Here is a 22,097-nt window from a genome sequence, read left to right as displayed (position 1 = left end):
AGTCGCTTTCTCCGGTAACGGTCGTGGAGAGGGCGACAACCAGCCAATCTAGGCTGCCCCCTGCGGCACTATGGCAAATTCCACTCTTTGGAAAAAGCCGCAAGACATAGTTAATGCCGTGGTTGTGGATAATATTCGCTTAATGCCAAGGACTTGCGGTTAAGAGTTGATAACCCCCCGGGCCGCCAGCGCGGCCGGGGTATCGTAGTCATGCAGGATGCCGGGGTCGTCCACCGGCACCTCGCAGACCCATTCCGCATGCGGCCCAAACAGGCTGCGTGCACCGCTGTCGCCTTCCAGGCGCATCAGCTCGGGCAGGAACTGCAGGCCCCAGAGTGTCGGATTGCCGCGCTTGCCGCCGACAACGGGCAGGCAGATCGCCCGGCCTTCGACCGGGTTGAAGGCGGCAATCAGTGCCTCATAGGTTGCAGTGGTGACATCCGGCATATCGCCCAGACAGACTAAAACTCCGTCCAGCCCCTGTGGTAATGCGCTCAGACCGGCGCGCAGCGAACTGGCAAGTCCTTCGGCATAGGCCGGGTTATGCACGATCTCGATACCGGGTCCGGCGGCGGTGCGGACGTCTTCGGCGCGGTGCCCGGTCACCAGCAGAACCGGACTGGCAGAGGAAGCCAGCGCATGCTCCACCGCATGGCGCAGTACCGGTTTGCCGTCGAGCGGCGCCAGCAGTTTGTGGCCGTCGCCGAAGCGGCTGGACAGGCCGGCCGCCAGGATCAGGGCCGCAATCTTCGGCCGACGCGGCGCCGGGGCCGGCACGGCGTCGCCGCCGGCGCGCGGCCCTCGATCGCGGGGCATGGGCCGGCTCGGGATTTCCTTCAGCAGGCCGCCGCTGCCCATCCGCATGATGTCGCGGCGTCCGATCTCGATACCGGCACAGAGCCGCTGCAGCACCCAGTCAAAACCGTTCAGCTTGGGCGAGCGCGCACAGCCCGGCACACCGATCACACATACGTTATCGTGGCGGCCGAGCATCAGCAGGTTGCCGGGATCGACCGGCATGCCGAAATGCAGCACCTCGCCGCCGGCGCGGGTCAGGCCGGCCGGCACCACGTCATGCCGGTCGACGGTCGCGGAAGCGCCGAACACCAGAATCGGGGCGCAGCCCGTGGTCCGGAGATCGGCAATGGCGCCGGCCACTGCGGTCTCGTCATGCGCCACGATACGCTGCGCCTTGATGCGGCTGCCGAACTGGGCCAGCCGCTGCGCCACTGCCAGCTCGGTCTTGGCCAGCACGCTGTCCTTGGTGTCTGCCACGCGCGTCAGCACCAGGCCGACATCCTGCGGCGTGAAGGGCGCCACCCGTACCAGCGGTGCGTCGCCCTGCAGAAGCTGCTCGCCGCGTTCGACGGCGGTGCGCGGCGCGGCGAAGGGAATGATCTTCACCGTGGCCAGCATCTGGCCGGCCTCGACCGGCTCATAATCGGCCAGCGTCGCCACCGTCAGGGCTTCATCGAGTTCGTTCAGCGCATCCAGCCGCGCGGTATCGATACGGGCCAGACCGGCGGTTTCGGCATAGAGATTGGCGCGCCCGGTGAAAGCGGCGGCAGTCCGGGCATGCGGGCCGGCGAGTGCTGTGGCGATGCGGCGCGCGGCCTCGTCTTCCGCCACGTCGCCGTCATCCAGCCGCGCGATATGAACCGAGGCATGGCCGGCGCGTTCCAGCGCGGCGATATCAGCAGCGCTGAGCAGGCGGCCCTTGCGGAAGCGCTCGCCGCCGAGCGACAGGCTGTGACCGAGAATGCCGCCGGCCGCTTCGCGCACCGGCACCGGACCGAAGAACATCTCAGGCCGCCGCTGAAGACGAGGCGGGCGTCGCGGCCGGCTGCCGCAGCGCCGCCGTCATCTGCGCCAGGATCGAGATGGAAATCTCGGCCGGCGACTTGGCGCCGATGCTCAGGCCGACCGGGCCATGGATGCGGGCGAAATCATCCGGGCCAAACCCTTCGGCCGTCAGGCGCTCCAGCCGCGAGGCATGCGTCTTCTTGCTGCCCAGCGCGCCGATATAGAACACATCGGATTTCAGTCCGGCGATCAGCGCCGGATCGTCGATTTTGGGATCATGCGTCAGAGTGACCAGCGCCGTGCGCAGGTCGGGCCTGAGCTGGGCCATCGCCTCATCCGGCCAGTCGTTCGACAGCGTGATGCCGGGGAAACGCTCGACCGAGCCGAAGGCGCTGCGCGGATCGATCACGATCACTTCGTAGCCGGCGAGCTGTGCCATCGGCACCAGAGCCTGTGCGATATGCACGGCACCGACCAGGATCAGCCGCAGCGGCGGATTGAACACGTTGAGGAAGAGGGGGCCCTGCTCGGTATCCAGCGTGCGCGGCTTGTCCTCGATCAGGGCGGCGCGCGCCGCCTCGCCGATGCGCGGATCGAGGTCTTTCAGGCCCTTCTTGCCGACCAGATAGAGCAGGCGCTGTTCGCCAGTCTTCAGGAAAGTGGCCAGCACCACCGGGCGCTTGTCGGCGCGGTCGGCCTGCAGCTGTTCGAGAATCTCGCGTTTCATGAGTCCAGCCGTTCGACATAGACCTGGATCTTGCCGCCACAGGCGAGGCCGACTTCCCAGGCCTGCGCGTCGGAGACACCGAAATCGAGCAGACGCGGCTTGCCGTCGGCAATGGCATCCAGCGCCTCGGTCACCACGGCGCCCTCGATGCAGCCGCCCGACACCGAGCCGATGAATTTGCCTTCGTCATCCACGGCCAGCTGGCTGCCGACCGGGCGCGGCGCCGAGCCCCAGGTGGTGACGACAGTGGCGAGCGCCACGCCCTTGCCGGCATTTTTCCAGTCCAGCGCGGTGGTGAGAATATCGCCGGCGATATCACCAGAAAAATTAGCAGTGGGATCGGTGCTCATGCGGCCAGTCTCCCGAGATTGAGTTTGAGCCGGTTGCCCTCGTCGCTGGCCTGGCTCAGCGCATTGGCGAGGTCGGCGATGGAGCTAAGATTGTGAACCGGGCGGAAATCGTCAACATGGGGCAGGATCGCGCGGATTCCGGCGGCTTTCGGTTCGAACCCGTCCCAGCGCAGCAGCGGATTGAGCCAGATCAGCCGGCGACAGGATTTCTGCAGCCGCTCCACCTCGCGCGGCAGGCCTTCGCCGCCCTCGCGATCCAGCCCGTCGGTCAGCAGCAGCACGACGGCGCCCTGGCCCAGCACGCGCCGCGACCACAGCCGGTTGAACTCGGCGAGGGTCGTGCCGATGCGGGTGCCACCCGACCAGTCGGGCACTTTCTCGCTGACGGCCTCCAGCGCCTTGTCGACATCGCGCTGTCTGAGAAGCCGGCTGATGTTGGTCAGCCGCGTGCCGAACAGGAAACTGTGCACCCGGCTGCGGTCATTGCTGAGTGCATGCATGAAATGCAGGAACATGCGGCTGTACTGGCTCATCGAGCCGGAAATGTCACACAGCACCACCAGCGGCGGCGGCTTTTCGCCCGGGCTCCTGCGCTTCAGCGGAATGATCGTGCCGCCGGTACGTAAAGATGCCTGCAGGCTGGCACGCAGATCGATGCGATGACCGCGCGCATCGGGGCGCAGGCGGCGGGTGCGCATGGGGCGGAACGGCCAGGCGATGCGTGCCATCGCCGTCTTGGCATGCTCCATCTCCTCCGCCGTCATCTCGGCGAAGTCCTTTTTCTGCAGCAGTTCGTCGGCCGAGAAGGTCAGCGTGGCGTCGATCTCGACTTCCTTGGGCTCCTGCGCCGGCCGGCTTCCGCCGCCACCGGGCAGCAGAGCCTCACGCAGGCGCTGCGACACGCCGCCCTTGCGCGGCTCGGCGGTGCCGTCTGTCTGCGGCAGCAGCAGGCTCATCATGCGTTCGAGAATTTTCGGATCGCGCCAGAAAATGTGGAACGCCTGGTCGAACAACTCGCGCTGGTCGCGCCGGTTCACCAGCACCGAGAACAGCGTCCAGTACAGATCGTCGCGGCGCCGGATGCCGGCGACTTCCACGGCGCGTACGGCATCCATCGCCTTGCCCGGCCCGAGCCGCAACCCGGAGGCGCGCAGCAGGCGCACGAAATGCACGATATTTGTGGCGAAGGCACCAGCCCCGTCTGGTACTGCTGCGGGTGGTTCGGGCAGCAGCATGCCGGGCCTCAGACGCCGAGCGCGGCCATATCCTGCTGCACCTGGCGCAGGATGGTGGCGGCTTCGGTGCCTTTCATCTTGGCGATGTCGTCCTGGTATTTCAGCAGCACACCCAGAGTGTTGTCGATGGTTTCCGGATCGAGGCTGACCTTGTCGAGGAAGGCCAGCGCGCGGGTCCAGTCGATGGTCTCGGCGACGCCGGGCAGCTTGAACAGTTCCGTCTCGCGCAGATGCTGCACGAAGCCGACGATCTCGCGGCTGAGTCGCTGCGGTGCACCGGGCACCTTGCGCTTGAGGATCGCCAGTTCGCGTTCGGCCGTCGGATAATCGACCCAGTAATACAGGCAGCGGCGTTTCAGCGCGTCGTGGATTTCGCGCGTGCGGTTCGAGGTGATGATGACGACCGGCGGCTCGACCGCCTTGATCGGGCCGATCTCGGGAATGGTGATCTGGAAGTCGGACAGCACTTCCAGCAGATAGGCCTCGAACGGCTCATCGGTACGATCGAGTTCGTCGATCAGCAGCACCGGCGCGCCCTGCGGATCGGGCTTCAGCGCCTGCAGCAGCGGCCGCTCGATCAGGAAATCGGGGCTGAACAGATCGCGGGCCAAGGATTCCTTGTCGCTGCCGGCGGCTTCGGCCAGACGAATCTCCAGCATCTGGCGCGGGTAGTTCCATTCATAGACGGCGGACGACAGATCGAGGCCCTCGTAGCATTGCAGGCGCACCAGCCGGCGGTTCAGCGTGGCCGCCAGCACTTTGGCGATCTCGGTCTTGCCGACACCGGCCTCGCCTTCGAGGAACAGCGGCCGGCCCATCTTCAGGGCCAGGAACAGCGTGGTGGCGAGCGAACGGTCGGCGACATAGTCACCGCTGTTCAGCAGGGTTTCGACGGCATCAATTGACTCTGGCAAGGCAGATGGGGGCAGGGCGGTCATAAGCTTACGATCTGGGGCGAGGCCAATTTGGAGCGAGGGACATGGAAATCATGCCCGGTTCGGCCGGCTGTCACAAGGCAGGCCTGTCACAAGAACGGGGCTTGCCGCGTCTTAGGCATGGAAACCCGGAGGAAACCATGAATGCTCCCGCCCAGCAGACCCACCCGAACCGCCTGATGCTGCAACGCCATCTGGCCGCCGAAAATGCCCATGACATGGCCGCCACCCTGGCAACCGTGCATCCGGACTGCATTTTCCGCGACCTCGCGATCAGGCAGGAATTTCACGGCCATGCCGGGGCAGAACGCCATTACCGCCAATGGTGGACGGCTTTCGGCAATGTGGTGGAACGTTCGCCGATCGGCGGTGCGCACTGGATCGACGACGAGACTTATGTGGCCGAGCCGCAATATACCGGCCGCCATATCGGCGATTTCCTCGGGCTGGCGCCAACCGGCCGGCCTTTTGTGCTGCCCTTCACGGTCTTCGTGAAATTCCGCGACGGGCTGTTCGTAGAGGAGCGATTCTACTACGATCTCGCCACGCTCATGCGCCAGCTCGGGGAGACGCGAATCGATCCGGAGGCCCTGCAGCAGGCGCAGGACTGGGCGGCAGGGAAGCGCAACTGACGGAGCAGGGAATGCCGAAGCCGCGTCCGGTCTACTGGATCGATTACCAGCGCGGCCCGGCCTGGCCGGCGGAACAGCCAGCGCCCAAACAGGCGCTTCACGATCATCAGATCTATCTGCAACGGTTGATGGAGACCGGCAAACTGCTGATCGCCGGGTTGTTCCGCGATGCGGCCGGCGGCGGCATTGCGGTGCTGGACAGCAGCGACGAGGCGGCGGCCCGACGGATGATGGAGGATGACCCGGCCGTGCGGTCCGGGCTGCTGCAGGCGACGCTCCGTCCCTGGCAAATGGTTTTCAATCTCGCGAGCGACACGTCGCCGTTTGCGGAGGATGCGGCCGACGGGCGGGCAAGAGGCTAGCGGGCGAGGGTGGTGTAGCCGCGTTCGATCACGCGCTTGGTGGCCTCGAAGGCGTGAACCAGTTCGTCATTGGCTTCGCGCGCGGCTTTCAGCCGGCCGATATCGTCAGCCGTGGGATTAGTGAGGGACGAGAGTTCGAGGGCGATCTTCAGGTAGCGTGCGCGCGCCTCGGCGACACGGACGGCGAAAGCCATGAAGGCGTCCCGGGTCAGCTCCGGCACCGCCTTCTTCATTACCTCGCGGTTGGCGCTGAAGATTGCCATTTCGACTTCTTCGAGGAATTTCTGCAGCCTGCGCTGCGACTCCCGGTCCAGCATGTCTTTGCTGACCAGATGGTCGACTTTTTCGTTCTTGCTGTAGCCGAGGATTCTCACCGCCGCCTCCTGCCGCGATAAATGCCTGAAATACAAAGATAGACAGGCGGCGACGGGTATAGAAGGGGGTGTTACCGCTAATTAAGGTTCCGTCGGCCGGCCCTGACAGGGGGACCTGGCAGGGGAAAACGGCCTGAATGCAGTTTGGGGGAGGGGATTTTGGAGGTCCGGGCCGGAATTGAACCGGCGTACGCGGATTTGCAGTCCGCTGCGTCACCACTCCGCCACCGGACCTCGCGAGCGCGCCCCTTACTAAGGGTTGCCGCCCGGCGGGGTCAAGGCTTTGCCAAACGGTGTCAGGGCTGCCGCAGGGCTGTGACGGGGGTTACCGACCGGGCCGGGGAAACCGGCTAACCCATAATACAACCGTTGTTTTTGCGGCATCGCAGCATTATAAACGGCGCCTGTCCCGATCCCGTTGTACCAGCCCCGGATTCCGTCCCCATGGCCACAGCAGAACGCCAATTCGCCGAAGCGCGCCGCCAGATGGTGCTTACCCAGCTCCGCCCCAACAAGGTGATCGACGAGCAGGTGATCGATGCCATGGCTGCGCTGCCGCGCGAGCAGTTCGTGCCCAAGACCTATCGCGGCGTGGCTTATATGGACGAGGACGTGGCGGTGGCGCCGGGCCGCTATCTGATGGAACCGATGGTTCTGGCCCGCCTGCTGCAGGAAGCCGAAATCCAGCCCGCCGAGGTCGCCCTGGTGGTCGGCGCGGCCACCGGCTACGAGGTCGCGGTTCTGGCCAGGCTGACCAGCACGGTGATCGGTCTGGAGAGCGATGCCACGCTGAGCCAGCTGGCCGGCCAGACCCTGCAGGCGCTGGGCATCGACAACACCGCCCTGGTCGAAGGCGCCCTCAAGGACGGGCTGGCCAAGCAGGGCCCGTTCAACATCATTCTGCTCGCCGGTGCCGTGCCGGAGATTTCGCCCGCCCTGCTCGACCAGCTGGCCGATGGCGGCCGCCTGATCGGCGTGCTGCGGGCACCGGAGGCGCCGATCGGCCAGGCCGTGCTGATCAAGCGGGCCGGCAACCTGTTTCCGCAGCGTGTGCTGTTCGATGCCGGCACGCCGGTTCTGCCCGGCTTCGAGCGTCCCGCCGCTTTCGTGTTCTGATCCGCAATGGCCGAAGCCCCGCTGGAAATCGACGTCACTGACCTGGATGCCTGGCGCAGGAACGGCCAGGACATCGTGGTGCTGGATGTGCGCGAGGACTGGGAAGTGGCCACCGTGGCTTTGCCCGGCACGCTGAATATCCCGATGCGTCAGGTGCCGCAGCGGGTTACCGAATTGCCACATGACAAGCCGCTGGTGGTGATGTGCCATCATGGCGGTCGCAGTCGCCAGGTGACCGGCTGGCTGCGGCAGAACGGATTTACGCAGGCGAGCAATCTCGCCGGGGGTATTCATGCCTGGGCCGAGCGGATCGAACCGGGCATGGCGACGTACTGAGTGCATAACAAAACAATAAGAGTTTGGGGACTACGATTGGGACGCGCCGCGACGAAAACGATGAAACGAGATGAAGGACGGATGCGCGTCATGAGCTTCACGAAAACCATTCTGGCAACGGCTGTTGCCGTGAGCTGCATCGCGATGGTGCAGCCGGCCCGGGCGCAGTCGCTGAACGAAGTCTTCAGCGCTGCCTATAACAACAATCCCACGTTGCTTGCGGCGCGTGCGGGGTTGCGCGCCACCGATGAAGGCGTGCCGCAGGCATTGTCGAACTGGCGCCCGACCGTCAGCCTGACGGGCGAGGCCGGCCGACAGAATATCGAATACTCGCCGGAATCGGCGAGCAGCCAGAGCGGCTGGATGAATCCGAACTCGCTGCAGCTCACGGTCTCGCAGCCGCTGTATCGCGGCGGCCGCACCGAGGCGGCGACCGATTCGGCCGAAGCCCTGATCCTGGCGGGCCGTCAGGATCTCGCCAGCACCGAACGCCGCGTTCTGCTCGACGCCGTCACCGCCTATATGGATGTGGTGCAGAACCAGGCGGTGCTCGACCTGAACCGTAACAACGAGGAAGTGCTGCGCCGCCAGCTTGAAGCGGTGCGCGAGCGTTTCCGCGTTGGCGAAATCACCCGCACCGACGTGGCGCAGTCTGAATCGCGCCTCGCCCGCGCCACCGCCGATCGTATTTCGGCCGAGGGCGCGCTGGTGTCGTCGCGTGCCGTGCTGGCCCGCGTGATCGGCGAAATGCCGCGCACGCTGTCGTCGCCGCCGCCGCTGCCGCAACTGCCGAAAAGCGAGGAAGACGCGCTGGGGATTTCCTACGACGAGAATCCCGATCTGCTCGGCGCGCGGTTTCGCGAGGTCGCCGCCAAGAACGACGTGCGTGTCGCCTCCGGCGCGCTGCTGCCGACCGTGTCGCTGAACGGCACGGTGACCAGGGCCGACGAAACCACGCGCAACAATTTCGAAACCGATACCCAGAAGATCGCCCTGACCGTGACGGTGCCGCTGTATGAAGGCGGCGCGGTCTACAGCCAGACGCGCCAGCGCAAGCAGACGCATAACCAGCGCCGCATCCAGGTCGAGGAACAGCGTCGCAGCGTGCGTCAGTCTGTGGTGCAGGCCTGGGAGAATCTGAGCACGGCGCGTTCGAACATCACGGCGCGTACCAGCCAGGTCGAAGCGGCCCGCATCGCACTGGACGGCGTGCAGCAGGAAGCCGAGGTCGGCTCGCGCACCACGCTGGACGTGCTGGACCAGGAGCAGGAATATCTCGATGCTCGCGTCGCCGAGGTTCGTGCCCGCCGCGACGAATATGTCGCCGGCTTCACGCTGCTGTCGGCGGTCGGTCGTCTCAATGCGCGTTCGCTGAGCCTGCCGGTCGAGTATTACGATCCGACCGACAACTACGAGCGCGTGCGGGCCAAGTGGTTCGGCACCGATGGCGGCCTGAACGCCGATTAACCATCTTCGATTTCTGTCCGAAGCCCGGTTCGCGGCTGAAATGCTGGCGAATCGGGCGAAAAGCGCAGCCGGACCGGGAATTCGGGGAGAAATCCCTTAACCCAGGTTAACAGTTCGGTTATCTTTCCCGCGCATACCATTGACCTGATTGATTCGGCCCCGGCTACTCTGCCCCGGCCGGGTTGGCGATGGCCTGCATGCCATGGCCTGTCATGCTGACCACGGTCGGAATGAAGGCTCCGCGTAACAGAATGAGTGTATCGGGCAAGGGATGAGCGACCCCAAGGCAGGCCAGAATGAACCGACCATGGAGGAAATCCTTGCCTCCATTCGCCGGATCATTTCCGAAGACGGTGCCGATCAGCCGGCTGCCGCGCCTGCAGCCGAGTCCGCGCCGCCGCCGGCCCCTGAGCCGGAGCCCGAACCCGAGCCGATGATGGCCATGCCGGAACCGGAGCCCGAGCCGGAGCCGGAACCCGACCCGATGATGATGGAACCCGAGCCCGAGCCGATGATGGCCGAGCCGGAGCCCGAACCCGACTTCGACGAACCGCCGCCGATGCCGCCGCCGCCACCGCGTCCGCAGCGTCGTGCCGCTGCGCCGCCGCCGCCACCGCCGCGCGACGATATCCTCGAACTCACCGATGTGGTGCGCGACGAGATGGAAGGTCTGGTGTCGCCGCCGACCGCCGCCCGTGCCGCCGCCCATCTGGGCCAGCTGTCCGGCGCCGTTGCCGGTTCGCGCGCCATGGCGATGGGCAACAGCCAGCGCACCCTGGAAGAACTGGTCAAGGAACTGCTGCGTCCGATGCTGAAGGAATGGCTGGACGCCCATCTGGCCACCATCGTCCAGCGCATCGTCGAGCGCGAGGTCGCCCGCCTGACCATCCAGGCGGAAGAAGAGCAGGACCACCTCTAAAACCGCGCTTTCCGCGCCGCGGAAGGCTGCCGGCCAAACCGCCCCCAGTGGCTCCCGGGGCTGGACGGGCGCGGCCGGATCGTCTTTTATTTGCGCCCTTTCCCAAGCCCGAAGACCCGAGTAGCCCCCTATGCTGGACAAGAGTTTTTCACCCCAGGACGTCGAAGCCCGCCTGTACAAGGCTTGGGAGGAGAGCGGCGCGTTCAAAGCCGGGGTCAAGTCCGGCAAGCCCTACACCATCGCGCTGCCGCCGCCGAACGTGACCGGCAGCCTGCATATGGGCCATGCGCTCAATCACACCCTGCAGGACATCCTGATCCGCTACCAGCGCATGCTGGGTCGCGACGCGCTGTGGCAGCCGGGCACCGACCATGCCGGCATCGCCACCCAGATGGTGGTGGAGCGCCAGCTGGCCGAGAAGCAGATCAACCGCCACCAGATGGGCCGCGAGGCATTCGTCGAGCGCATCTGGGACTGGAAGGCGGAATCCGGCGGCATGATCACCGGGCAGCAGCGCCGTCTGGGCGAGAGCTGCGACTGGAGCCGCGAGCGCTTCACCATGGACGAGGGGCTTTCCGCGGCCGTGCGGAAAGTTTTCGTCGAACTGTATCGCGAAGGCCTGATCTACAAGGACCAGCGCCTGGTGAACTGGGACCCCAAGCTGCTGACTGCGATTTCCGATCTGGAGGTCGAGCAGCATGAGGTGAAATCCCATCTCTGGTATTTCCGCTATCCGGTCGAGGATATGCCGGAGACATACATTACCGTGGCGACCACGCGACCCGAGACCATGCTGGGCGATACCGGCATTGCGGTGCATCCCGAGGACGAGCGCTACAAGGATCTGGTCGGCAAGTTCGCCATCCTGCCGCTGGTCGGCCGCCGCATTCCCATCGTGGCCGACGAATACTCCGATCCCGAGAAGGGCTCGGGCGCGGTGAAGATGACGCCGGCACATGACTTCAACGATTTCGAGGTCGGCAAGCGCCATAACCTCGAAATGATCAACATCTTCGACAGGCATGCCAAGCTGAACGATGCCGTGCCCGAGACGTATCGCGGCATGGAGCGCTTTGCGGCGCGCAAGCAGATCGTTGCCGATCTGGAAGCACTGGGCCTGGTCGAGAAGATCGAGCCCAACACCCATATGGTGCCGCATGGCGACCGCTCGCAGGTGGTGATCGAGCCCTGGCTGACCGAGCAGTGGTATGTGAATGCCGAGGTGCTCGCCCGTCCCGCCATCGCGGCGGTGGAGCAGGGCGATATCCAGTTCGTGCCCAAGACCTGGGAAAAGACTTATTTCGAATGGATGCGCAACATCCAGCCCTGGTGCATCTCGCGCCAGCTCTGGTGGGGCCACCAGATTCCGGCCTGGTACGGTCCGGACGACAAGGTGTTCGTCGCCTATGACGAGGCCGAGGCGCAGGCGGAAGCGACGAAGCATTATGGCAAGGCGGTGGCGCTGCGCCGCGACGAGGACGTGCTCGACACCTGGTTCTCCTCGGCGCTGTGGCCGTTCTCCACGCTGGGCTGGCCCGAGCAGACGCCGGTGCTGCAGTCGCATTATCCGACCGATGTGCTGGTCACCGGCTTCGACATCATCTTCTTCTGGGTCGCCCGCATGATCATGATGGGGCTGCACTTCACCAAGAAGGCGCCGTTCCACACGGTCTACATCCACGCCCTGGTCCGCGACGAGAAGGGCCAGAAGATGTCGAAGACCAAGGGCAACGTGATGGACCCGCTCGACGTCATCGGCAAATACGGCGCCGATGCGCTGCGCTTCGCGCTCACCATCTTCGCCGCGCAGGGCCGCGACGTGAAGATGTCGGAACAGCGCGTCGAGGGTTATCGCAACTTTGCCACCAAGCTGTGGAATGCCGCGCGTTTCGCCGAAATGAACGGCTGCACGTTACCGGCCGATTTCGATCCGGCCGGGGTGCAAGGCACGGTCAACAAATGGGCCATCGGCGAGCTGGGCAAGGCGGCGCGCGATGTGGAAGCCGCGCTGGCTGCCTACAAGTTCAACGAGGCCGCCGGTGCGCTGTATCACTTCACCTGGGGCAGCTTCTGCGACTGGTATCTGGAACTGATCAAGCCGGCGCTGACCGGTGAGGATGCGGCGCTGAAGGCCGAGACGCAGGCGACCTGCGCCTATGTGCTGCGCCAGCTGATCCACCTGCTGCATCCCTTCATGCCGTTTGTGACCGAAGAGCTGTGGGACAAGCTGTATGGCAAGCCTGGCGGCTTCCTGATGCTGCGCGACTGGCCGAAAGACGGCGCCCGGGCCGAGGACGAGGCGGCGGCGGCCGAGATCGACTGGCTGATCCGCCTGATCGATGGCGTGCGCGCGGCGCGCTCGGCGCTGAACGTGCCGGCCGGTGCCAAGATCGCCATGATTGCCAATGGCGGCAATGCCGAGACGGCCGCCCGGCTGGCCCGCCATGCCGATCCGGTCAAGCGGCTCGCCCGTATCGAGACGATAACCGAGAACCAGCCCGCGCCGCAGGGTTCGGCCCGCATCGTCATCGACGAGGCGACCTTCGTGCTGCCGCTGGCCGATGTGATCGACATCGCGAAGGAAAAGCAGCGCCTGGGCAAGGAACGCGACAAGGCCGTGGCCGAGATCGCCAAGATCGACGCCAAGCTGGCCGATGCCACCTTCATGTCGCGCGCGCCGCAGGCCGTGGTCGACGAGCAGCATGAGCGCCGCGCCACCCAGTCGTCGCTGGCCGAGAAGCTGGCCGACGCCCTGCAGCAGCTGGGCTGAGATGCTGTCGCCGGACGACCAGGAACTGCTCGATGCCGCCACCGCGCTGATCCGGCAGCGCTATGCCGTCGGCCGCCACCATATCGCCGCCGCGTTGCGTACGCAGTCAGGTCGGATCGTCACCGGCCTGCATCTCGATACCTATGTCGGCCGCGCCTCGGTCTGTGCCGAGGCGGTCGCCGTCGGGCAGGCGATGGCGCAGATCGGCGCTGCCGATCCGATCACCGCCATTGTTTCCGTGCGGCATCCGCGTCCGACCGAGCAGAACCAGAATATCCAGGTGGTGGCGCCCTGCGGCATCTGCCGCGAGATGCTGCGCGATTTCGCGCCTGATTCACGCGTCCTGCTGGCTGACGAAGGCGGCGCGCTGAAATCCTATAATCCTTCCGAACTGCTGCCGCTCAAATATCACCGCAAGCCATAGGCGGCGTTTCAGCTGAGTGTGGCGAGCGCCACGCGCAGGTAATTCCCACCCAGCAGCTTTAGCATGTCCTCGCGCCGGAAGCCGCGCGCCATCAGCGCGGCGGCCAGCGCCGGCAGTTGCCGGTAACTCGGGAAGATCGAGGGGCTGAGCAGGCCCTGCATGTCGCTGCCCAGACCGACATTGTCGATGCTGGTGAGATCGACCAGCCGGGCGATGCCGGCGGCGTATTCGTCCATGGTCGTGAAGATCGTCGTTGGCGGCCAGACGCCGATCACGCCGCCGGTTTTGGCCACCAGCTTTGCGTGATTGGGCAGGATCAGGCGCGTATAGGGGCGGGCGGTCATGGTCAGCGAGGTATGCGACAGAACCAGCGGTTTGGTGGTGACATCGACCGCGCGTTTGACCAGGTCGTAGGTGCCATGGGCGATATCGACGATCACACCGCGTTCGTTGCAGCGGCGGATCATCGTGGCGCCGGCCGCGGTCAGGCCGCCATGCACTGGGTCCTCGGTCTGGATGTCACCCAGTTCGTTGACGCGGTAATGCGTCAGCTGCAGGTGTCGCAGTTTCCATTTTTCACAGGCTTCATCGAGGCGGTCCGGATTGCCTTCCAGGAAATCGCCGCCTTCGGCCGCCACGATCACCGACGGCCGGTCGGCATGGGCCGCCTTCATGCTGGCGGCATCGGTGATGACGCCGAGCTTCTGTGCTTTGACCATGCCATGCAGGCGGCCGAAGGCCTGTTGCGCATAGGCATAAAGCTCACCCGGCGCCGGATCGCGGAACGGCCGGATGCGTTTGTCCTCGGTGGTCCTGATTGCCGGCGTATCCGCCACCATGGCCAGGCAGATCACCGCCATGCGGCCAGCGCGCATCGGATCGGCCACCGGCGTGAATGGCGCCTGTTCCTGAATCCGTTTGAGTCCGCCGATCGAACCGGCATGGCTGTGCAGATCGACCGTGACGGCGTCACCCAGCGCCTGGGTCGCGACCGCCAGCGCGGCCTCGTCAGGGGCGGCCGTCGCATCGGGTAGCCAGGCCGAGAGTCCGGCCAGCACGCCGCCGGCCATGCCGGCGGCAAGGGCTGCGCGGCGCGTAAAACCGTTGTGCACCGGAGATGGCAGCAGCCGTGCCTCCCGCAGCTGATAGCGCCAGCCGGCGGCATCGTCCTGCAGCACGCACCAGCGGCCTGCCAGCCGCAGCGCATGGCCGGTCGGCAGCACCGGCTCGTCGGTGAACACTTCAATGCGGGCTTTCGCGCTGCGCGGCAGGCAGTCGTTGCAGCAGGCCGGCTCGGCCACCAGGGCGAAGTGGGTTTGCGGGGCGGCGCTGGCCATGCCGGCCATCCAGCCCTCGATTTCGATCCAGGCGCCGGCCAGCCCGTCGGCGGTGCGGTCATCGGCCAGTGCGGTCCAGCTGAGTTTCATGCGCCCCTCATTCACCACAGCATTACCCGCCTTGTGAGACCTGTGAAGCGGAAATGTGCCGGGACAATGTATGGCCTGGGCATGGCTTGACGGTCGCGGCCGGCGCTGGTCTGCTGACGGAAAAGGAGCCCGCATGAACAATCCGCAGGTCAGTGACATCCTCGCCGTCGTGCAGACCTATCTCGACGGCCTCTACGAGGGCGATACGGCGAAGATCCGCCTGGCCTTCCACCCGGCCTCCAGCCTTTTTGCCGCTATCGACAACAAGCTGGTCAATGTGCCGCGCGAAGACTGGTGCAGGATGATCGAGAGCCGGCCGTCGCCCAAGGCCAACGGCCAGAGTCGTGAATACGACCGCATTCTGTCGGTCGATATCACCGGGCCGAACACGGCGATGGTGAAGGTCAACTGCGCCATCACGCCACGCTTCTTCACCGACTACCTGAGTCTGATCAAACTGGACGGCCGCTGGCAGGTGATCAACAAGACCTATACCGCCGAGCCGTTGCCGGCATGATCATGCGTGCGTTCGCGATCTTTGCCCTGCTGCTCGCCGTATCGGCCTGCGCAGATCCGGCAACCACGCTGGCCGCCGGCGCCCGCAGCTGGTGCAAGTCGGCGCCGAACTGCACGGCGCAGGACTAGGCGCCCGACTTCCGCCATAATCCGGACGCTAGCATTCCGCGCAGATGACGCTGGGTGATGGACGATGTCGCGATGGTGGGTGGGGTCTGTCCTGGTAGCCAGCTTGCTGGCCGCAGCCTCAGTCCATGCGCAGGTCGGACGGGATGGCGGTATCATCCCGCCGGTGCTGCGCCGCCATCTGCCATCGCAGCCGCAGGAGCAGGCGATCATTCCTTTCGGGGCCGGCGAGGCGGCCTTGCCCGCTGCGGCAATCCGTTCGCTGGACAAGCTGGCCGCTCTTATGCGCGCCCAGCCCCGGGCGCGGGTGATCCTCTATGGCTTCGCCGATCCGCAGGAATATACCGACGAGGCGGCTGGCCGGCGGCTGGCCTTGCGCCGGGCCGAGGCGGCGCGGGATTACCTGCTGCTGACCGGGCTCACGCTGCAGGGGGCGCGCCTTGATGCCATATTGCCGCCGGCGACCTACAATCCACCGCTTGCATCCGGCCTGCGACGGCCGGCCAGCTATGTGATGGCCAGCCTGCTGCCCTGGTCGGATTAGGTCGTCAGGCTATTCAGCAGGTGCGGCGGTTGTCTTCCGCGTCGAACTCTGCCGGATCGCCACGGCGGTCAGCGTGGTGAGCGCCAGCATGGCGGCGACGAACCACAGCACATAATCCGCGCGGCCATGGTCGAGCAGCAGGCCGAGCACCAGTGGTGCCATGGCCGAGCCGGCATCGAGACCGGAATAGACGAAGCCGAAGACGCGGCCCGAGGCGCCCTTGGGGGCGGCGCCGCGCACGATCAGGTCGCGCGACGGTGTCGTGAAGCCCTGCAGGAAACCGGCACCGGCAATTGCCGCCACCAGCGCCGCAGCCGGCAGATCGAGATTCGCCACCACCAGGATCAGGGCGGCAGCTCCCAGCAGACCGGTGATCACGATGGCTTCCAGTTTCACGCCCCTGTCGGCCACCCAGCCGCCGACCATCACGCCAGCGGACGCACCGAGCAGGAAGCCGGTCAGCGCCGTGGTCGCCAGCGTCAGCGGCGTGCCGTAGAGCGCAGCCAGTGTCGCCGGCAGGAAATTCTGCGTGCCGATCAGCGCAAAGGACAGCAGCAGGAAATAGCCGAAGCACATCAGCACCGGCAGCGTGAGCAGGGGGCCGAGCGCTTCCGCCTTCTCGCCGGCCTTGGCGGCGGCACGGCGCGCGGCGCCGGCATCTTCCTTCAGCAGGTCGCGGTTCATCAGCAGGGCAGCGAGCACGGCATAGCCCACCAGGGCCGCGATGATCGGCGCGGCGCGCCAGCCGAAGAGTGCCGCGCCGCCGGCCATCAGCACCGGTGCCAGGCCCCAGCCCAGATTGCCGCCCAGCGTATGGCTGCCATAGGCGCGACCGAGCCGCCTCTGGTCGACCGAGGCATTGAGAATTGAGAAGTCCGCCGGGTGGAACACGCTGTTGCCGATGCCGGCGAGCACGGCGACCGGCAGCAGCAGCCAGTAGCTCGGCGCCAGGCCATAGAGCAGGATCGCGGTGCAGAAGATGGCGAGGCCGCCGATCAGCACGTTACGCGCGCCGACACGGTCGACCAGGAAACCGGCCGGCGTCTGCAGCACGCCGGAGGTGACGTAGAACAGCGTCATCACCAGGCCGAGCTCGGTGTAGCTGACGCTGAAATCTTGCTTCAGGAAAGGGAACAGCGGCGGCAGCACCAGCTGGAAGAAATGGCTGCAGCCATGTGCGACGCTGATCAGCGCCATCACCTTGATGTCGCGGTTCGGAATCGAGGAGGGGCTGCCGGCGGGGAGGGCGAAATCGGTCATCTGGGCCTGCGGGACGGGAACGGACGCGTTTCCTCCGGCTGTGTCGCCGGTACGGAGTCAGGGTAGCAGAGAATGGCCGGTCGGCCAGCAAAAACTCCTGTCACGGAGTAATCGCAGCATAAAAAAAGCGCGGGGCTTGCGGCCCCGCGCCAGGTGGCAACTCCCGTGCGGGGAGCCGCGCCTCATTTCTTCATCTTCACGGCGGTGTCGAGATATTTGTTGGTATAGACGGTGCCGACATCGAAGGCCTGCTCCATGCCGAAATAGGTCTTCACCATGTCGTAGTCGCTCTGCATGCGCTTGGCATCGAAGGCGCCGAGCGCCACGCCGGTGGTGGCCGGATCGGTCATCAGTTCCTTGATGCGGTTCCACTGGTCCCGCTGGTTGGCTTCGTCGAGGCCGCTGACGCTGCCCATCAGGGCCTTGAGGCAGGGACTGACATCGGCCACGCAGGCGGCGAAGGCCTTCTGCGAGACGCTGACGAACTTGGCCACCTTGTCCGGATTCTTGCCGATATAGGCGCCGTTGACGATGATCGAATTGCCATAGAGGTTCAGGCCGATGTTGCGCCAGGCCAGGAAGCCGAGATCGGGGCCGAACTCGCGTACCTTCAGGTCATGCTCGTTGTAGAAGTCGCTGGTGATGTCGATCGCCTTGCTTTTCAGTGAGGCGACCTTGGCCTGCGGCGTGATGTTGACGAAGGTGACGCTGTCGGTGGCGATGCCGACCTGCTTGGCGAAAGCCGGCCACATCACGCGCGAGGCATCGCCCGGCGGGTTGCCCAGCTTCTTGCCGGGGAAGTCTTTAGCCCCAGTGATCCCGGAACTCTTGAGCCAGTAGAAGCCCTGCGGCGAATTGGCATAGACGGTCATCACCGCCACCAGGTCGGCGCCCTTGCTCCTGGCGACCAGCGCGGTGGCCATGTCGGCAATGGCGAATTCGGTGTTGCCGGCGCCGACGCGCTGGGCCGAGACGCCCGAGCCCTTGCCGCTTTCGATATTCACATCCAGGCCGGCCTGGTCGTACCAGCCCTGCGCCTTGGCGTAGTAATAGGGGGAGTGGTCGGCGGTCGGCACCCAGTTGAGCAGCAGGTTGACCTTGTCCTTGGCCTGGGCGAAGGCGCCGCCGGCCGGCAGCATTGCGGCCGCAACCGCGATGGCAAGAAGTCCACGGACTGTCATGATGATCCCCTCTGTGTGTGATTCGCCAAGTCTGAGTCGCCGGCCCCCGCCGGTCATAAGGAAACTCTAGCCAGACGGCCCGGAAGGTTCAATAATTAATCAACTAGTTGGATGATAAGGTAAGGGTATGGCAAATCCCGCATCAGACCGCGTACCGGCCAAGATTCAGGCCAGGGTTCAGGCCCGGGAAGAGGGGACGGAACGCCGCCGCGACCCGGTAGCGACCAAGGCTGCGCTGCTGCGGGCGGCGGTGGCGGAGTTCGCTGCCAAGGGGCTGGCCGGCGCCCGGATCGACGAAATCGCCCAGCGTGCCGGGGTCAACAAGCAGCTCGTCTACCATTATTTCGGCAGCAAGGATGAGATTTACGCCGCCGCCCTGGAGACGGTCTATGCCGAGATCCGCGAGCGCGAAAAGGCGCTGCATCTGGGCGACCTGCCGCCGCTGGCCGCCATGGAGCGCCTGATCGGCTTTTCCTTCGACTATCTCGCCGAACACCCGGAATTTCTCGCCCTGCTGAATGACGAGAACCGCCAGGACGCCCGCCATATCCGCGGTTCCGAACGGCTGGAGCAGATGCATTCGCCGCTGGTCAGCCTGATGCAGGAGACCATCGCGCGCGGCGCCGGAGAGGGCGTGTTCCGCCGCGACCTCGACCCGGTGCAGCTCTACATCTCGATCGCCGGCCTGTCGTATTTCTTCTTTTCCAACAACCGCACGCTGTCGGCGATTTTCGGCCGCGCGCTGGATACGCCCAAGGTGGTGGCCGAGCGGCGCCGGCATATCATTGCCTTCGCCATGGGTGCTTTGCGCCCGTAAAGGGACGCTGGGGGCGCCTGCGGCCGTGACAGCAATCAATCAACTGGTTGGTTGATTAAAGTCCGGCGGCCTGCTAGGTTCCAGCCAGCGACAGGGGAGAGGATATGGCCGTCACGGAACCGGAAACGCCGCAGGACAAGCCGAAAGCCGTGCCGCTGCTGCGCTGGCTGGCCATCCTCGCGATCCATGTCGCCGCCATCATCCTGTGGGAAATCCTCGTCCGCGCCACCAAACTGCCGGCCTTCATCCTGCCGGCGCCGAGCGCCATTTTCGCCACCCTGGCCAAGACCAACTATGCCTGGCTCAGCAACACCTGGGTGACGGCGCAGGAAATCTACGGCGGCTATCTGCTGTCCGTGGTAGCCGGCGTGGTGCTGGCGCTGATGTTCACCTGGTCGCGGCTGCTGACGCTCGCGGTCTTTCCGCTGTTCATCACGCTGAACATGATCCCTAAGGTCGCACTCGGCCCGCTGATCATCGTGTGGTTCTCCTACGGTATCGGCACCAACATCCTGATCACCCTGTCGCTCTGCTTCTTCCCGATCCTGCTTACCACGGTGCGCGGCCTGAAGGAGGTGGAGCCCGACCTGCTCGATCTGGTGAAGTGGCTGAAAGGCTCGCGCTGGCAGACCTTCATCTATATCCAGCTGCCGGGTTCTTTGCCCTATATCTTCGCCGGCATGAAGGTGGCCGCGATCCTCGCGGTCGCCGGCGCCATCGTCGGCGAATTCATCTCCTCCGATAAGGGGCTCGGCTACCTGATGATCCAGGTGCAGGCCTCGCTGGATACGCCGGCCATGTTCATGGCTGTCATCGTTATCACCTTGCTCGGCATCGCGCTGTACCTGCTGGTGCTGCTGCTCGAGCATCTGCTTGTCCGCAAGGATGCAAGGATCGCGTCATGACCAAGCTCGATGTGAAGAAAGACCTCTGGCTCGACGACAGTGCATTGCCCGCCGGTTTCACCGACGAGGCGGCGCTGGAAGAATTCATGACCCGGCCAAGCCGCGCGCTCGCCGCCGATCTGGAAGCGCTGGACGGCGATATCATGATCCTCGGCGTCGGCGGCAAGATGGGTCCGACCATGGCGCGGCTGGCCAAACGCGCAGCGCCGGACAAACGCATCATCGGCGTGGCGCGATTCAGCGAGACCGGCCTGCGGGAAGGCCTGGCAAGCCATGGCATCGAAACCATCGCCGCCGACCTGATGGATCGCGCGGCGGTCGAAAAACTGCCGCGCGTGAAGAATGTGATCTTCATGGCCGGGCGCAAATTCGGCGCCAGCGGCAACCAGGCGCTGACCTGGGCGATGAATGCGCATGTCCCGGCACTGGTGGCGGAAAGCTTCGCGGCGTCGCGGATCGTCGCTTTCTCCACGGGCTGCGTCTATCCCTTCGTCGCCACAGACAGCCAGGGCGCCACCGAGCAGATGGAGCCCAACCCGCCGGGCGAATATGCGATGTCCTGCATCGGCCGCGAACGCATGTTCGAGCATTTCTCGCAGGTGCATAATACGCCCGGCCGGCTGTTCCGCCTCAACTACGCCATCGACCTGCGCTACGGCGTGCTGCATGACATTGCCCGTCTGGTCATGCAGGGTACGCCGGTCGATGTCACCATGGGCCACGTCAACGTGATCTGGCAGGGCGATGCCAATGCACAGGCGCTGCGCTGCCTGAAGGCCGCCACCGTGCCGACGTCGCCGCTCAACGTCACCGGCCCGGAGACGATTGCCGTGCGCTGGCTGGCCGAGAGCTTCGCTGCGCGCTTCGGCAAGACGGCGCAGATCGTGGGGCAGGAGGCGCCGACCGCTTGGCTCAACAATGCCGCCGAGGCGGCGCGCCTGTTCGGCTATCCGCGTATCCCGCTGGCCAGCATGATGGACTGGGTGGCCGACTGGGTGTCGCGCAGCGGCCGCAGCCTCGGCAAGCCGACGCATTTCGAGGTGCGCGATGGCACCTATTAAGACGTTCGAGATCGATCGTCTTGATAGCGCCGATCTTCCGGGGGCGCTGGCGCTGTCGGCCGAGGCCGGCTGGAACCAGAGCGCGGATGACTGGCGCGTTTTTCTCGAACAGGGCCAGGTCTTCACCATTCGCGATGAAGGTCGCATCGTCGCCACGGCCGCCATCCTGCCATACGGCGATTTTGCATGGATCAGCATGGTGCTGGTCACCGCCAGTCATCGCCAGCGCGGGCTCGGCACCCTGCTGCTGCGTCACTGTATTGCCGAATTGCAACGCATGGGTTGCACGCCCTACCTCGATGCCACCCCGGCCGGGGAGCAGGTTTACCTACCGCTCGGCTTCCGGCCGGTCATGGATATCACCCGCTGGCAGGGCCGCGGTGCGGGGCTGACGGTGCCGGCGTCGCTCGCCGAGCTTGATGCCTGCCTGGCGCGCGACACGATTGCCTTCGGCGCCAGCCGCGAACCGCTGCTGCGGGCTTTCCTGAGCGGCGTTCCGGAACTCGCGATCCGCAGCAACAACGGCTTCGTCGCTGCCCGCAGCGGTCGGCTCGCCATCCAGATCGGACCGCTCGGCGCCGACAGCGAGGCGGATGCACTGGCATTGCTTCGTATGGCGCTCGACCGCGCCACCGGCCCGGTTTTCCTCGATGTGCCGGATCGCTGGACCGCGCTGAGCGACGAACTCAAGGCGCGCGGCTTCACCATCCAGCGCGGCTTCCGCCGCATGGCGCTCAACACTTCGGTTCTCAATGGCAATCCCGACCAGAGCTTCGTGCTGGCCGGGCCTGAATTCGGATAGCAGGGGAC

The 22,097-nt window shown here is 65.5% G+C and carries 24 protein-coding genes and 1 tRNA gene; 15 read left to right on the top strand and 10 right to left on the bottom strand.

Going from position 1 to position 22,097, the window contains the following annotated elements; all coding sequences use genetic code 11:
- Window positions 1–159 precede the first annotated feature (159 nt).
- From OJJ21_RS06200 to OJJ21_RS06180, 5 genes are read right to left on the bottom strand one after another with little or no spacing between them, the layout of a single operon-like run.
- Complete coding sequence (locus OJJ21_RS06200; protein WP_297684228.1) at window positions 160–1,803, bottom strand: molybdopterin-binding/glycosyltransferase family 2 protein; 1,644 nt, start codon at window positions 1,801–1,803, stop codon at window positions 160–162.
- Window position 1,804: 1 nt separating this feature from the next.
- Complete coding sequence (locus OJJ21_RS06195) at window positions 1,805–2,530, bottom strand: XdhC family protein (RefSeq protein ID WP_297684226.1); 726 nt, start codon at window positions 2,528–2,530, stop codon at window positions 1,805–1,807.
- Window positions 2,527–2,880: an XdhC family protein gene (locus tag OJJ21_RS06190; RefSeq protein WP_297684223.1), complete on the bottom strand. Its 354-nt coding sequence runs from the start codon at window positions 2,878–2,880 to the stop codon at window positions 2,527–2,529. The genes OJJ21_RS06195 and OJJ21_RS06190 overlap by 4 nt, the downstream gene beginning before the upstream one ends.
- Window positions 2,877–4,115 carry a VWA domain-containing protein gene (locus OJJ21_RS06185; RefSeq protein WP_297684221.1) on the bottom strand — a complete coding sequence of 413 codons (1,239 nt, stop codon included), beginning with the start codon at window positions 4,113–4,115 and terminating at the stop codon, window positions 2,877–2,879. The genes OJJ21_RS06190 and OJJ21_RS06185 overlap by 4 nt, the downstream gene beginning before the upstream one ends.
- A gap of 8 nt (window positions 4,116–4,123) precedes the next feature.
- Window positions 4,124–5,053 (bottom strand): MoxR family ATPase, encoded by a 930-nt coding sequence (locus tag OJJ21_RS06180; RefSeq protein ID WP_297684219.1) that lies wholly within the window; start codon window positions 5,051–5,053, stop codon window positions 4,124–4,126.
- A 137-nt stretch (window positions 5,054–5,190) separates the two neighbouring features.
- Here OJJ21_RS06180 and OJJ21_RS06175 point away from each other — a divergent pair, with 137 nt between their 5' ends.
- Both OJJ21_RS06175 and OJJ21_RS06170 read left to right on the top strand, forming a co-directional pair.
- Complete coding sequence (locus tag OJJ21_RS06175) at window positions 5,191–5,682, top strand: ester cyclase (RefSeq protein WP_297684217.1); 492 nt, start codon at window positions 5,191–5,193, stop codon at window positions 5,680–5,682.
- Window positions 5,683–5,693: 11 nt separating this feature from the next.
- Window positions 5,694–6,044, top strand: coding sequence for a YciI family protein (locus OJJ21_RS06170; protein ID WP_297684215.1), 351 nt, complete (start codon window positions 5,694–5,696; stop codon window positions 6,042–6,044).
- Here OJJ21_RS06170 and OJJ21_RS06165 read toward each other — a convergent pair.
- Both OJJ21_RS06165 and OJJ21_RS06160 read right to left on the bottom strand, forming a co-directional pair.
- Window positions 6,041–6,418: a hypothetical protein gene (locus OJJ21_RS06165; protein ID WP_297684214.1), complete on the bottom strand. Its 378-nt coding sequence runs from the start codon at window positions 6,416–6,418 to the stop codon at window positions 6,041–6,043. The genes OJJ21_RS06170 and OJJ21_RS06165 overlap by 4 nt on opposite strands.
- Before the next feature lie 160 nt (window positions 6,419–6,578).
- Window positions 6,579–6,652, bottom strand: a tRNA-Cys gene (locus OJJ21_RS06160).
- A 210-nt stretch (window positions 6,653–6,862) separates the two neighbouring features.
- On the opposite strand from OJJ21_RS06160, the gene OJJ21_RS06155 reads away from it, so the two are divergent.
- From OJJ21_RS06155 to OJJ21_RS06130, 6 genes are all read left to right on the top strand, one after another.
- A complete protein-coding gene (locus OJJ21_RS06155) occupies window positions 6,863–7,534 on the top strand; it encodes a protein-L-isoaspartate O-methyltransferase (protein ID WP_297684212.1) in 672 nt (223 codons plus the stop codon).
- 6 nt (window positions 7,535–7,540) lie between these two features.
- Window positions 7,541–7,870 carry a rhodanese-like domain-containing protein gene (locus OJJ21_RS06150; RefSeq protein WP_297684210.1) on the top strand — a complete coding sequence of 110 codons (330 nt, stop codon included), beginning with the start codon at window positions 7,541–7,543 and terminating at the stop codon, window positions 7,868–7,870.
- Between the two features lie 90 nt (window positions 7,871–7,960).
- A complete protein-coding gene (locus tag OJJ21_RS06145) occupies window positions 7,961–9,337 on the top strand; it encodes a TolC family outer membrane protein (protein WP_297684208.1) in 1,377 nt (458 codons plus the stop codon).
- A 271-nt stretch (window positions 9,338–9,608) separates the two neighbouring features.
- Window positions 9,609–10,256: a DUF2497 domain-containing protein gene (locus OJJ21_RS06140; protein WP_297684206.1), complete on the top strand. Its 648-nt coding sequence runs from the start codon at window positions 9,609–9,611 to the stop codon at window positions 10,254–10,256.
- A gap of 130 nt (window positions 10,257–10,386) precedes the next feature.
- Complete coding sequence (locus tag OJJ21_RS06135) at window positions 10,387–13,026, top strand: valine--tRNA ligase (RefSeq protein WP_297684204.1); 2,640 nt, start codon at window positions 10,387–10,389, stop codon at window positions 13,024–13,026.
- Between the two features lies 1 nt (window position 13,027).
- Complete coding sequence (locus OJJ21_RS06130; protein ID WP_297684200.1) at window positions 13,028–13,450, top strand: cytidine deaminase; 423 nt, start codon at window positions 13,028–13,030, stop codon at window positions 13,448–13,450.
- Between the two features lie 8 nt (window positions 13,451–13,458).
- On the opposite strand, the gene OJJ21_RS06125 is transcribed toward OJJ21_RS06130, so the two are convergent.
- A complete protein-coding gene (locus OJJ21_RS06125) occupies window positions 13,459–14,877 on the bottom strand; it encodes a membrane dipeptidase (protein ID WP_297684198.1) in 1,419 nt (472 codons plus the stop codon).
- Window positions 14,878–15,010: 133 nt separating this feature from the next.
- Between OJJ21_RS06125 and OJJ21_RS06120 the strand changes: the two genes are divergently transcribed.
- The 3 genes from OJJ21_RS06120 (at window position 15,011) to OJJ21_RS06110 (ending at window position 16,063) form a co-directional block, all read left to right on the top strand.
- A complete protein-coding gene (locus OJJ21_RS06120; protein WP_297684196.1) occupies window positions 15,011–15,394 on the top strand; it encodes a nuclear transport factor 2 family protein in 384 nt (127 codons plus the stop codon).
- Window positions 15,391–15,522, top strand: coding sequence for a hypothetical protein (locus OJJ21_RS06115; RefSeq protein ID WP_297684195.1), 132 nt, complete (start codon window positions 15,391–15,393; stop codon window positions 15,520–15,522). Before OJJ21_RS06120 ends, OJJ21_RS06115 begins: the two co-directional genes overlap by 4 nt.
- A 64-nt stretch (window positions 15,523–15,586) precedes the next feature.
- Complete coding sequence (locus tag OJJ21_RS06110) at window positions 15,587–16,063, top strand: OmpA family protein (protein ID WP_297684193.1); 477 nt, start codon at window positions 15,587–15,589, stop codon at window positions 16,061–16,063.
- 9 nt (window positions 16,064–16,072) lie between these two features.
- On the opposite strand, the gene OJJ21_RS06105 is transcribed toward OJJ21_RS06110, so the two are convergent.
- Both OJJ21_RS06105 and OJJ21_RS06100 read right to left on the bottom strand, forming a co-directional pair.
- Complete coding sequence (locus OJJ21_RS06105; protein WP_297684191.1) at window positions 16,073–17,323, bottom strand: MFS transporter; 1,251 nt, start codon at window positions 17,321–17,323, stop codon at window positions 16,073–16,075.
- A gap of 182 nt (window positions 17,324–17,505) precedes the next feature.
- On the bottom strand, window positions 17,506–18,504 hold the full coding sequence (locus OJJ21_RS06100; protein ID WP_297684189.1) for an ABC transporter substrate-binding protein: 999 nt from the start codon (window positions 18,502–18,504) through the stop codon (window positions 17,506–17,508).
- 127 nt (window positions 18,505–18,631) lie between these two features.
- On the opposite strand from OJJ21_RS06100, the gene OJJ21_RS06095 reads away from it, so the two are divergent.
- The 4 genes from OJJ21_RS06095 (at window position 18,632) to OJJ21_RS06080 (ending at window position 22,089) form a co-directional block, all read left to right on the top strand.
- A complete protein-coding gene (locus OJJ21_RS06095; RefSeq protein WP_297684187.1) occupies window positions 18,632–19,321 on the top strand; it encodes a TetR/AcrR family transcriptional regulator in 690 nt (229 codons plus the stop codon).
- A gap of 104 nt (window positions 19,322–19,425) precedes the next feature.
- Window positions 19,426–20,226 carry an ABC transporter permease gene (locus tag OJJ21_RS06090; RefSeq protein ID WP_297684185.1) on the top strand — a complete coding sequence of 267 codons (801 nt, stop codon included), beginning with the start codon at window positions 19,426–19,428 and terminating at the stop codon, window positions 20,224–20,226.
- The gene (locus OJJ21_RS06085) at window positions 20,223–21,287 is read left to right on the top strand and encodes an NAD-dependent epimerase/dehydratase family protein (protein WP_297684183.1); all 1,065 of its coding nucleotides are present in this window, start codon (window positions 20,223–20,225) and stop codon (window positions 21,285–21,287) included. Before OJJ21_RS06090 ends, OJJ21_RS06085 begins: the two co-directional genes overlap by 4 nt.
- Window positions 21,274–22,089, top strand: a complete 816-nt coding sequence (locus OJJ21_RS06080; RefSeq protein WP_297684180.1) for a GNAT family N-acetyltransferase — start codon at window positions 21,274–21,276, stop codon at window positions 22,087–22,089. The genes OJJ21_RS06085 and OJJ21_RS06080 overlap by 14 nt, the downstream gene beginning before the upstream one ends.
- The last annotated feature ends 8 nt before the right edge of the window (window positions 22,090–22,097 follow it).

Source organism: Ferrovibrio sp., from assembly GCF_025869515.1.
Lineage (GTDB): Bacteria > Pseudomonadota > Alphaproteobacteria > Ferrovibrionales > Ferrovibrionaceae > Ferrovibrio.
Note: the sequence above shows the minus strand (reverse complement) of the source record. Positions and strands in the feature narration are given on the sequence as shown.

What these genes read in the sequence shown, in the direction of transcription:
- OJJ21_RS06200 (WP_297684228.1), bottom strand. Translation starts at nt 1,803, where the DNA reads ATGTTCTTCGGTCCGGTGCCGGTGCGCGAAGCGGCCGGCGGCATTCTC.
- OJJ21_RS06195 (WP_297684226.1), bottom strand. Translation starts at nt 2,530, where the DNA reads ATGAAACGCGAGATTCTCGAACAGCTGCAGGCCGACCGCGCCGACAAG.
- OJJ21_RS06190 (WP_297684223.1), bottom strand. Translation starts at nt 2,880, where the DNA reads ATGAGCACCGATCCCACTGCTAATTTTTCTGGTGATATCGCCGGCGAT.
- OJJ21_RS06185 (WP_297684221.1), bottom strand. Translation starts at nt 4,115, where the DNA reads ATGCTGCTGCCCGAACCACCCGCAGCAGTACCAGACGGGGCTGGTGCC.
- OJJ21_RS06180 (WP_297684219.1), bottom strand. Translation starts at nt 5,053, where the DNA reads ATGACCGCCCTGCCCCCATCTGCCTTGCCAGAGTCAATTGATGCCGTC.
- OJJ21_RS06175 (WP_297684217.1), top strand. Translation starts at nt 5,191, where the DNA reads ATGAATGCTCCCGCCCAGCAGACCCACCCGAACCGCCTGATGCTGCAA.
- OJJ21_RS06170 (WP_297684215.1), top strand. Translation starts at nt 5,694, where the DNA reads ATGCCGAAGCCGCGTCCGGTCTACTGGATCGATTACCAGCGCGGCCCG.
- OJJ21_RS06155 (WP_297684212.1), top strand. Translation starts at nt 6,863, where the DNA reads ATGGCCACAGCAGAACGCCAATTCGCCGAAGCGCGCCGCCAGATGGTG.
- OJJ21_RS06150 (WP_297684210.1), top strand. Translation starts at nt 7,541, where the DNA reads ATGGCCGAAGCCCCGCTGGAAATCGACGTCACTGACCTGGATGCCTGG.
- OJJ21_RS06145 (WP_297684208.1), top strand. Translation starts at nt 7,961, where the DNA reads ATGAGCTTCACGAAAACCATTCTGGCAACGGCTGTTGCCGTGAGCTGC.
- OJJ21_RS06140 (WP_297684206.1), top strand. Translation starts at nt 9,609, where the DNA reads ATGAGCGACCCCAAGGCAGGCCAGAATGAACCGACCATGGAGGAAATC.
- OJJ21_RS06135 (WP_297684204.1), top strand. Translation starts at nt 10,387, where the DNA reads ATGCTGGACAAGAGTTTTTCACCCCAGGACGTCGAAGCCCGCCTGTAC.
- OJJ21_RS06130 (WP_297684200.1), top strand. Translation starts at nt 13,028, where the DNA reads ATGCTGTCGCCGGACGACCAGGAACTGCTCGATGCCGCCACCGCGCTG.
- OJJ21_RS06125 (WP_297684198.1), bottom strand. Translation starts at nt 14,877, where the DNA reads ATGAAACTCAGCTGGACCGCACTGGCCGATGACCGCACCGCCGACGGG.
- OJJ21_RS06120 (WP_297684196.1), top strand. Translation starts at nt 15,011, where the DNA reads ATGAACAATCCGCAGGTCAGTGACATCCTCGCCGTCGTGCAGACCTAT.
- OJJ21_RS06115 (WP_297684195.1), top strand. Translation starts at nt 15,391, where the DNA reads ATGATCATGCGTGCGTTCGCGATCTTTGCCCTGCTGCTCGCCGTATCG.
- OJJ21_RS06110 (WP_297684193.1), top strand. Translation starts at nt 15,587, where the DNA reads ATGTCGCGATGGTGGGTGGGGTCTGTCCTGGTAGCCAGCTTGCTGGCC.
- OJJ21_RS06105 (WP_297684191.1), bottom strand. Translation starts at nt 17,323, where the DNA reads ATGACCGATTTCGCCCTCCCCGCCGGCAGCCCCTCCTCGATTCCGAAC.
- OJJ21_RS06100 (WP_297684189.1), bottom strand. Translation starts at nt 18,504, where the DNA reads ATGACAGTCCGTGGACTTCTTGCCATCGCGGTTGCGGCCGCAATGCTG.
- OJJ21_RS06095 (WP_297684187.1), top strand. Translation starts at nt 18,632, where the DNA reads ATGGCAAATCCCGCATCAGACCGCGTACCGGCCAAGATTCAGGCCAGG.
- OJJ21_RS06090 (WP_297684185.1), top strand. Translation starts at nt 19,426, where the DNA reads ATGGCCGTCACGGAACCGGAAACGCCGCAGGACAAGCCGAAAGCCGTG.
- OJJ21_RS06085 (WP_297684183.1), top strand. Translation starts at nt 20,223, where the DNA reads ATGACCAAGCTCGATGTGAAGAAAGACCTCTGGCTCGACGACAGTGCA.
- OJJ21_RS06080 (WP_297684180.1), top strand. Translation starts at nt 21,274, where the DNA reads ATGGCACCTATTAAGACGTTCGAGATCGATCGTCTTGATAGCGCCGAT.